Origin of the sequence: Pseudomonas sp. GM24 (assembly GCF_000282235.1) — a bacterium.
Taxonomy (GTDB): domain Bacteria; phylum Pseudomonadota; class Gammaproteobacteria; order Pseudomonadales; family Pseudomonadaceae; genus Aquipseudomonas.
In genome coordinates, this window is sequence record NZ_AKJR01000293.1 from 1 (window position 1) to 6,396 (window position 6,396).

The following is a 6,396-nucleotide window of genomic DNA, read 5'->3' on the forward strand; positions in this document are numbered from 1 at the left end:
TCGCGATAGCGGTGGGTCAGACGATGAAGATGTGACTGACAAATCCAATCGCGAGCAGGCTCACTCCTACAAAGGGTTTTGGGTTTATTCCTGGATTACGTCGGCACCCTTGGGGATGTCGAACTTGAACTTCGACGCTGGAACCGGCTCATTGGCCTTCACCCCGGTAAACAGGATATTGGTGCGCTGGCCGACGCTGTCGATCAGTTGCATATCGTTAAGCAGATTATTGCGGAAGGACAGGCGCAGATTATCGAACAAGGTGTCCTTGGTTTTCGGCTTCAGAGTGAAGTCGATCACGCCGCCCGCCTCTTTCGCGGTGATATCAAAACTCTGACTGATCTTCGACACATCACCGGACAGCAGCAGCGCCGGGGTCTGGGTCAGACGCTCGTCGAGCTTCTTGATGGTCGCCTGTTCCAGATCCGGGTCCCACAGGGTGACTTTCTTGCCGTCGGAGACCATGGTCTGCTCGGCCGGCGCATTGGTGTGCCAGTAGAACAGGCCCGGACGCTGCAGGGTCATGTCGCCGGTGGTTTCCTGCAACTGCGTGCCGCTGCCGTCGAGGGTCAGCTGCGAGAAGTTCGCGCTCAGGGTCTTGGATGTTTCCAGCAATTGGGTCAGACGCGCCACGTCCTTGTCATCGGCGTGGGCCGTGAGCGTGGTCAGCGCCAGTACTGGCAACAGCATGCGGATAAGGCGCATGGGAGTCCTCTTGAATACTCGTTGGGAGAGCGGCGGCACATCATTGTCCCGCCTCTTGCGTTTGCAATCAGTCGCGTACCGGGCCCGGGGCCAGGACTTCACGGGAACCGTTGGTGTTCATCGAGGTGACGACCCCGGCCATTTCCATGGCTTCGATCATCCGTGCGGCGCGGTTGTAGCCGATCTTCAGCTTGCGCTGTACAGCGGAAATCGAGGCACGACGGCTTTCCAGAACAAACTGTACAGCTTCGTCGTACAGCGCGTCGGCTTCCGGATCATCGCCATCGCCACCACCGCTGCTGTCTTCAAAACCGCTGCCGGCTTCTTCGACACCGTTGAGGATGTCGTCGTTATATTCCGGCGCGCCGCGCAGTTTCCACGCCTCGACCACACGATGGACTTCGTCATCGGAAACGAATGCACCGTGAACCCGGATCGGCAGGCTGGTGCCCGGTGGCATGTAGAGCATGTCACCGTGGCCGAGCAGTTGTTCGGCGCCGCCTTGGTCGATGATGGTCCGGGAGTCGATCTTGCTCGACACCTGGAACGCCATACGGGTCGGAATGTTGGCCTTGATCAGACCGGTGATCACGTCCACCGACGGTCGCTGGGTCGCGAGGATCAAGTGAATACCGGCCGCCCGCGCCTTCTGGGCAATACGGGCGATCAGTTCTTCAACCTTCTTGCCGACGATCATCATCATGTCGGCGAATTCGTCGACCACCACAACGATGGTCGGCAGCTTCTGTAGCAACGGCGCTTCGTCGTGGATGCTTTCGCGCTTGTACAGCGGATCGCTCAACGGCTCGCCGGCGTCCTGGGCCTCCTTGACCTTGGCGTTGAAGCCGGACAGGTTTCGGACACCCATCTTCGCCATCAGCTTGTAGCGGCGCTCCATCTCGGCGACGCTCCAGCGCAGGGCATTGGCGGCATCCTTCATGTCGGTGACGACCGGGCACAGCAGGTGCGGAATGCCTTCGTAGATCGACAGTTCCAGCATTTTCGGGTCGATCATGATCAGCTTGGCGTCTTCCGGGCCGGACTTGAACAGGATCGACAGAATCATCGCGTTCACACCCACCGACTTACCGGAACCGGTCGTACCGGCCACCAGCAAGTGCGGCATCTTCGCCAGGTCGGTGATGACCGGCTTGCCACCAATGTCATGACCGAGTGCCAGGGTGACCGGCGATTTGAAGTTGTCGTACTCGGGCGTCGACAGCACCTCGGAGAAACGTACGATCTGCCGGTCTTCGTTGGGGATCTCGATACCGACGGTGGTCTTGCCCGGAATCACCTCGACCACCCGCACACTGGTCACGGCCAGGGAACGCGCAAGGTCTTTGGCGAGGTTGGCGATGCGGCTGACTTTGACGCCGGCAGCCGGCTGGATTTCGTAACGGGTAATCACCGGGCCTGGGTGGATCGAATCCACCGTGACCTCGACCCCGAACTCCTTCAGCTTGATCTCCAGCAAGTGGCCAACCGCCGCCAGGGATTCCGGTGAGTAATTGAGTTGTTTCTTTTCCGCCGGATCAAGAATCGAGATCGGCGGCAAGGTGCCTTCCACGGCGCTGTCGACGAACAACGGCACCTGTTTTTCCTTCTGTACGCGCTTGCTTGGCTCGGGCGCCTTGGCCGGAGCCGGGGCGATAACCGGCGGCACTTGTTTCTCGCGATCGGACATGTGCTTGCTTAGGGCTTGCTCACGTTCGATCAGGCGTTCTTTGACTTTGGCCTGCTCACGTTTGTCGGTCACCGTCGGCGCGACCACGTCGTGGACGCGATCGTCGACTTCACGCAGTTGCGCAACCAGTTGTTTGCGTTCGGTACGTGCCGACCACCAGCGATTGAGCGCGCCTTGAAACAGTTCGAACAGATCAAGGGTGATCTTGCCGGTGATGTCCATCACTTTGAACCACGACAGGTCAGTGAACACCGTCAGGCCAAACAGGAACAACGCAATGAACAACAGCGTGCTGCCCTGAATGTTCAGCGCATTCTTCGCCAGATTGCCGAGACTTTCGCCCAGCGCGCCGCCCGCACCTGCCGGCAGACCCGACGCTGCGTGGAAATGCAGATGCGCCAGCGCCGCGCCGGACAGCACCAGAAACACCAGACCGATCAGGCGCCAGGAGAACAGCCAGCCGCTCCACTGCCACGGTTCGTGGCGTTGACGGAAGATCTGGTAGGCCTTGATCGCCAACAGCAGCGGGAAGATGTAGGCGAAGTAACCCAGCACCATAAACAATATATCGGCGCTGTAGGAGCCCGCCGGGCCGCCGAAATTCTGTACGTCGTCGATCTTGCTGTTGTGGCTCCAGCCTGGATCGTCCTTGCCGTAGGTCAGCAAAGCCATCATCAGGAACAGGCACAAGGCACCGATGGCGATCAATGCACCTTCCTTGAGCCGGTAGTGCAACTGTTGGCGCCAGAGCGGAACGACTGTTTTTGGTGCTTCGGTGGATTTCTTCAAAACGCTTCTTTTCCTGCGCCCAAGGCGCGTCCATCTATTGAATGACGATAAAAACTGCCCAATCCAGGCAGGTAAAAAAGTGAACGAGCGCAACTGAGACTACTTTTAACACTGCGTCGCGCATTTTATAAACACAGCGCAGCGCGAATATTCTGTAACAGCCCGGCATTGTACGGGTTTGTGCGTCTGATGCCATGCTTCAAGCCCCAGGATTGAGCATAGTCAAGCACACAGAAGCCGCGACTCAATTTGAGCATGCATTACCTTTTGTGACAAAGGCTTATGAGGTGTATTTGATGAACGTAGCGAAGCATTCACGCCTGATCATCCTCGGCTCCGGCCCGGCCGGTTACAGCGCTGCCGTGTATGCCGCCCGCGCCAACCTCAAACCCGTGGTCATTACCGGCCTGCAGGCCGGTGGCCAGCTCACCACCACCGTCGAAGTCGACAACTGGCCCGGCGACGTCGAAGGCCTCACCGGCCCGGTACTGATGGAGCGCATGCAGAAACACGCCGAACGCTTTGCCACAGAGATCGTTTACGACCACATCCACACCGCCAAGTTGCAGCAGCGCCCGTTCGAGCTCACTGGCGACAGCGGCACTTACACCTGCGACGCACTGATCATTGCCACCGGGGCCTCGGCGCAATACCTGGGACTGCCTTCAGAGGAAGCCTTCGCCGGCAAAGGCGTATCCGCCTGCGCGACCTGTGACGGCTTTTTCTATCGCAATCAGGTGGTCGCCGTGGTCGGCGGCGGCAATACCGCCGTCGAGGAAGCACTGTACCTGTCGAACATTGCCAAGGAGGTGCATCTGATCCACCGCCGCGACAAGCTGCGTGCGGAGAAAATCCTGCAAGACAAACTGTTCGAGAAAGCCGCGAACGGTAACGTGCGCCTGCACTGGAACCAGAATCTCGACGAAGTACTCGGCGATGCCAGCGGCGTCACCGGCGCACGACTGCGTGACAGCCATACCGGCGAAACCACTGAACTGGCGCTGGCCGGCGTATTCATTGCCATTGGTCACAAACCCAACACTGATCTGTTTCAGGGACAGCTGCCGATGCGTGATGGGTACTTGCTGGTCAAGGGTGGCAGTGACGGCGACGCTACGTCCACCGAGATTCCCGGGGTGTTTGCCGCCGGCGACGTGGCCGACCACGTTTACCGTCAGGCGGTAACGTCGGCAGGTGCTGGCTGCATGGCCGCACTCGATGCCGAGAAGTATCTGGACGACATTCCGGTCATTTAACGGCACACTTTATCGCGGGCCAAACGGCCCGCACTGCCCTCCCCTTCTGCAAGCCTGGATGCCATGCTGACTTGGTTACAACGTAATTCCCTGACTTTTCCACCACTGGAAAAGGCCATGCGCGACCCCAACGGATTGCTCGCCGCCGGTGGCGATCTGTCGGCCGACCGACTGATTCAAGCGTATCGCCATGGCTGCTTTCCGTGGTTTTCCGAGGGCCAGCCGATTCTCTGGTGGTCGCCGGATCCGCGCACGGTGTTGTTTCCCGACGAACTGCATGTTTCGCGCAGCCTCGGCAAACTGCTGCGCCAGGAACGCTATCGAGTGACCTTCGATCAGGACTTCGAAGCGGTGATCCGCGCCTGCGCTGCACCACGGGACTACGCCGACGGCACCTGGATCACCCAAGCCATGCAGGACGCCTACGTTGAACTGCATCGTCGCGGCTTCGCGCATTCGGTGGAGGTCTGGGATCAAGACGAACTGGTCGGCGGCCTGTACGGCCTGGCGATGGGCCAACTGTTTTTCGGCGAATCGATGTTCAGCCGCGCCGACAACGCGTCCAAATTCGGTTTTGCCACCCTGGTGCGCCACCTGAAAGACGCGGGATTCGCGCTGATCGATTGCCAGATGCCGACCGATCATCTGCACAGCCTCGGCGCGCGGGCAATTCCTCGTCAGCAATTCGCCGATTATCTGGCACATCACCTGGATCAACCCAATCGTGCCAACTGGGTTTGCTGAGCGACTTTTGCGCGCGTGGCTTACACTTAATTCACCAGCTTATCCCGAGGGTTGATCATGACCGAGTTGGCGCGTTTGAAGTTCTATGCCACTCAGCCTCACTCTTGCAGTTATCTGCCCGAGGAGCAGGCCACGACCCTGTTTCTCGATCCGAGCCAGCCCATGGATGTGCATGTCTACGCAGACCTGTCGGAAATGGGCTTTCGTCGCAGCGGCGATCATCTGTACCGCCCGCATTGCCAGAACTGCAATGCGTGCGTGCCTGCGCGCATTCCGGTGGCGCAGTTCACACCCAATCGTCAGCAGAAGCGGATTTTCAAACGCAACACGGATTTGCAGGTGCGCCCGGCCAAACCGCAGTTCAGCGAAGAATATTTCGATCTGTACCAGCGCTATATCGAACAACGCCACGCCGACGGCGATATGTACCCGCCGAGCCGCGATCAATTCTCGACCTTTCTGGTACGCGATCTGCCCTTCTCGCGCTTCTATGAGTTCCGACTCGACGGACGGTTGCTAGCCGTGGCTGTGACCGACTTACTGCCGAACGGTTTGTCGGCGGTGTACACCTTCTACGAACCGGCCGAGGAACGCCGTAGCCTTGGCCGATTTGCCATCCTCTGGCAAATCGCCGAGGCACAGCGCCTCGGACTTGAGGCGGTGTACCTCGGTTACTGGATCAAGAACTGCAAAAAGATGAACTACAAGACGCAATATCGCCCCATCGAATTGCTGATTAATCAGCGCTGGGTCATCCTCAACTAAACCCAAGCCGTAAACCCCTTGGCGTAAACCCCATTTTTCGGGCACAATGCACGCCGCTTTTGCCTGGCGCAGTTGCACCGGGCCATTCATTGGATACCGAGGGCTTTACTGCATGTCGAAAGAAGACAGCTTCGAAATGGAAGGCACTGTCGTCGACACCCTGCCCAACACCATGTTTCGTGTGGAGTTGGAAAATGGGCACGTCGTAACCGCGCATATTTCCGGCAAGATGCGCAAGAACTACATTCGTATTCTTACCGGTGACAAAGTGCGCGTCGAGCTGACGCCCTATGACTTGAGCAAAGGGCGCATCACTTACCGCGCTCGTTAATCAAGTCAATACAGAACGCCCGGTTTATGCCGGGCGTTTTTGTTTGTGCGTTTTGGGGGTTGGTTTGGGTTTGGGGGCATATCCGTTGCTGCGGGTGCCGCCGCTGGCGGTTTCGCTCT

The 6,396-nt window shown here is 58.7% G+C and carries 6 protein-coding genes; 4 read left to right on the forward strand and 2 right to left on the reverse strand.

Annotated elements, in window-relative coordinates; genetic code table 11:
- Positions 1–84: 84 nt before the first annotated feature.
- Both lolA and PMI23_RS26965 read right to left on the reverse strand, forming a co-directional pair.
- Positions 85–705: an outer membrane lipoprotein chaperone LolA gene (gene lolA / locus PMI23_RS26960; RefSeq protein WP_007908077.1), complete on the reverse strand. Its 621-nt coding sequence runs from the start codon at positions 703–705 to the stop codon at positions 85–87.
- Positions 706–772: 67 nt separating this feature from the next.
- Positions 773–3,181, reverse strand: a complete 2,409-nt coding sequence (locus PMI23_RS26965) for a DNA translocase FtsK (protein WP_042705050.1) — start codon at positions 3,179–3,181, stop codon at positions 773–775.
- A gap of 296 nt (positions 3,182–3,477) precedes the next feature.
- Between PMI23_RS26965 and trxB the strand changes: the two genes are divergently transcribed.
- The 4 genes from trxB to infA all read left to right on the forward strand — a co-directional run bounded on the left by trxB (position 3,478) and on the right by infA (position 6,277).
- On the forward strand, positions 3,478–4,437 hold the full coding sequence (trxB, locus tag PMI23_RS26970) for a thioredoxin-disulfide reductase (RefSeq protein ID WP_007908068.1): 960 nt from the start codon (positions 3,478–3,480) through the stop codon (positions 4,435–4,437).
- A 63-nt stretch (positions 4,438–4,500) separates the two neighbouring features.
- Positions 4,501–5,181 carry a leucyl/phenylalanyl-tRNA--protein transferase gene (gene aat / locus PMI23_RS26975; RefSeq protein WP_042705051.1) on the forward strand — a complete coding sequence of 227 codons (681 nt, stop codon included), beginning with the start codon at positions 4,501–4,503 and terminating at the stop codon, positions 5,179–5,181.
- Positions 5,182–5,238: 57 nt separating this feature from the next.
- Entirely contained in the window at positions 5,239–5,946 is a 708-nt protein-coding gene (locus PMI23_RS26980; RefSeq protein ID WP_007908064.1) for an arginyltransferase, read from the forward strand.
- A gap of 112 nt (positions 5,947–6,058) precedes the next feature.
- Positions 6,059–6,277, forward strand: coding sequence for a translation initiation factor IF-1 (gene infA, locus PMI23_RS26985; RefSeq protein WP_002553999.1), 219 nt, complete (start codon positions 6,059–6,061; stop codon positions 6,275–6,277).
- Positions 6,278–6,396 lie beyond the last annotated feature (119 nt).